The sequence below is a fragment of the Pseudomonas sp. GM24 genome (genome assembly GCF_000282235.1).
Classification (GTDB): Bacteria; Pseudomonadota; Gammaproteobacteria; order Pseudomonadales; family Pseudomonadaceae; genus Aquipseudomonas.
The window spans coordinates 1-2,421 of sequence record NZ_AKJR01000006.1 but is presented as its reverse complement, the minus strand read 5'-3'; the positions used below and the strand labels follow the sequence as shown (position 1 = coordinate 2,421).

At 59.9% G+C, this 2,421-nt stretch carries 4 protein-coding genes; 3 read left to right on the top strand and 1 reads right to left on the bottom strand.

Translation table 11 applies throughout. The annotated features are described in order from the left end of the window. The coding region (locus tag PMI23_RS00215) for a 1-acyl-sn-glycerol-3-phosphate acyltransferase (protein WP_007949584.1) at window positions 1-1,150 on the bottom strand (1,150 nt) is incomplete at its 3' end. Between the two features lie 142 nt (window positions 1,151-1,292). On the opposite strand from PMI23_RS00215, the gene PMI23_RS00210 reads away from it, so the two are divergent. From PMI23_RS00210 to PMI23_RS00200, 3 genes are read left to right on the top strand one after another with little or no spacing between them, the layout of a single operon-like run. Beyond that, the gene (locus PMI23_RS00210) at window positions 1,293-1,475 is read left to right on the top strand and encodes a CPXCG motif-containing cysteine-rich protein (protein ID WP_007912820.1); all 183 of its coding nucleotides are present in this window, start codon (window positions 1,293-1,295) and stop codon (window positions 1,473-1,475) included. 9 nt (window positions 1,476-1,484) lie between these two features. After that, window positions 1,485-1,745 (top strand): putative signal transducing protein, encoded by a 261-nt coding sequence (locus tag PMI23_RS00205; protein WP_007912819.1) that lies wholly within the window; start codon window positions 1,485-1,487, stop codon window positions 1,743-1,745. Between the two features lie 36 nt (window positions 1,746-1,781). Beyond that, on the top strand, window positions 1,782-2,405 hold the full coding sequence (locus PMI23_RS00200) for an SOS response-associated peptidase (protein WP_007912818.1): 624 nt from the start codon (window positions 1,782-1,784) through the stop codon (window positions 2,403-2,405). The last annotated feature ends 16 nt before the right edge of the window (window positions 2,406-2,421 follow it).

The window sequence follows — 2,421 nt, the reverse complement described above, 5'->3', positions numbered from 1 at the left end:
CAGCCTTGACCCGGTATTGATTACGCACCGGCGTCGCATATTGCAGGACCAGATACGGACGATGCTCCTCAGGGCAAGCGTCCAGCCGGCTCTGCCATTCTTCCTGCGCCTTGGCCAGCTCATCCGCCGGGAAAACCTCGGCAGCCTTCGGCACATTCAACTGCGGATCGGCATCGGCCCACTGCGCATACGCCAGGTAATGCACCGGGAATAACCGGTAGCCGCCGAGAATCTGCTTGTCCATCTCGACCGCCAATTGCTTGGTGTCTTCAAACAGCTCGGTGATCGGCGCCGCAAAGTTCACGTGCACCCGGCCTTTGTAGCCGGTGATGCCCTTGGCGATGCTTACGTCATCCTCGCCCGGCGCTTTCGCGTAGGTGCCGGTGGTGGCGCGGATGAATAGCTCGCGGGCCTTGGCCTGGTCGCACGGGTCGTATTCGTAGCTGATCGACACCGGGGTGACGTTCAGCGAGCGAATGACTTCGCCGAACGGCTCGTCCTTGCGGCTCATGTGGAACATCTTGAGGATCGCCGACTCGGTGCGATCGTCGCCGTCCTTCGCCCGACCTTCGGCCTGAGCGATCCAGATCGACGCGCAATCGTTGCGGATCGAGTGGTTGATGTACGCCGACAACAGTTGATACGCAGCCATTTTCTCGCGACGGCCGGTGATCGAACGGTGAACGATGAAGCTCTTGTTCAAGCGCATCAGGTCGCTGACAAACGGCTTCTGCAGCAGATTGTCGCCGATCGCGATGCGCGGGGTCGGCAGGCCTGCGTGGTACACGGCATAGTTGACGAAGGCCGGGTCCATCACGATGTCGCGGTGGTTGGCGATGAACAGATAGGCGCTGCCGGACTTGAATTGCTCGACACCGGTGTAGGTCACGCCGTCGGTGGCGCGCTCGATGGTGTGGTCGACGTAGGACTCGACCTTGTCCTGCAACGTCGCCACCGAGGTCACGTCGGCGAACTCACGACGCAGCCGATGGGCTATAAGTGGTTTGAGCATCCAGCCGAAGGCACCGGCAAAACGCGGGAAGCGGAAGTGGGTGAGGATATCTAGAAACGCCTTGTCGCCGAGCAGTCTTGCCAGTACCACAGGTACTTCGCTGTCGTCGTAAGGTCGGATGGCATCGAATTCGCCCATCATGCTCTCTTGTTGGAAACGGCTAGGGTAAGTAAAGGTTTTGATCGAAAACCCGCGGGGCACGGTCTGAAAAAGTAGCCAGACAAAAATAGCCCTGCAAATAGACCGGCGATTATACGCACAAGTCACTTGGGAGACCGCGATGCTGGAACCTGCTGAATACGAATGTCCTTATTGTGGGGAAACGGTCGAAACGTCAGTGGACCTGTCCGGTGGCGATCAGACCTATATCGAAGATTGTCAGGTGTGTTGCCGGCCAATCACGTTTGTATTGCAGGTACACGAAGAGGACTGGTTTCTGGAAGTCTTCAGCGAAAACGAGTGAGGGGCGCCCATGCAGCGAATCTACGAGCCGGAAAACCTGATGGAAGGTGAAATGCTCAAGGGCATGCTCGCCAGCGAAGGCATCGAGGCGCACTTGATTGGCCGCGATTTGCTCGGTGGCACCGGCGAGCTGCCGATCTTCGGTCTGTTGGGCTTGTCTGTGGATAACGATCAGGCCGAATACGCCCGTGAGCTGATCACCGCGTACAATGCCGCGCTGCCGCTGCCCGGCGATGAACCGGAGAGCTTTCCCGGGACGCTGGTCTGTTAGGCTGAGCTTCGTTTTACTTCAGAGTCGTGTTGCCCCATGTGTGGACGTTATGCCCTGTTTCGCTGGAACCGCGATTTCGCGGCCCTGCCAGGTTTTCCCGCCGATCAGCAGGCGCAGTGGAACATTTCCCCCAATGATTCGGTGTTGATGCTGCGTGCCGGTGAAGATGGCCAGCGCACGTTGGCGCGCGCCCGTTGGGGGCTGACACCGCCGTGGCTGACCGATTTGTCGAAGACGCCGGCGCATGCCCGGGCGGAAACCGTGGCTGAGCAACCGATGTTTCGTGAGGCACTGCGCCAGCGTCGCTGCCTGCTGCCGGCGAATGGTTTCTACGAATGGCGCGGAACGCAGCGCAAGCGGCCGTACTGGCTGACGCCGGGGGAGGGCGCTTCGCTGTTTTTTGCGGCGATCTGGGAGGCGTATCCGGTGCAGGAGCAGGTCTGGCTGAGCACGGCGGTGATTACTCAGCCGGCGTCGAGTCAGCGCCGGCCGTTGATTTTGGATGAGGCGGGGCAGGCGGCTTGGCTCGATCCGGGGACGCCGTTACATGTATTGCAGGGGTTGCTGGCCAGTGAACCGGCGGCGCTGCGTGAGCGGGTGTTGGCGAATCTGATTAATGATCCCAAGCTCAATGGGCCGGAGTGTCTGACTCCGGGTTAAAGCCTGAAGGTCAAAA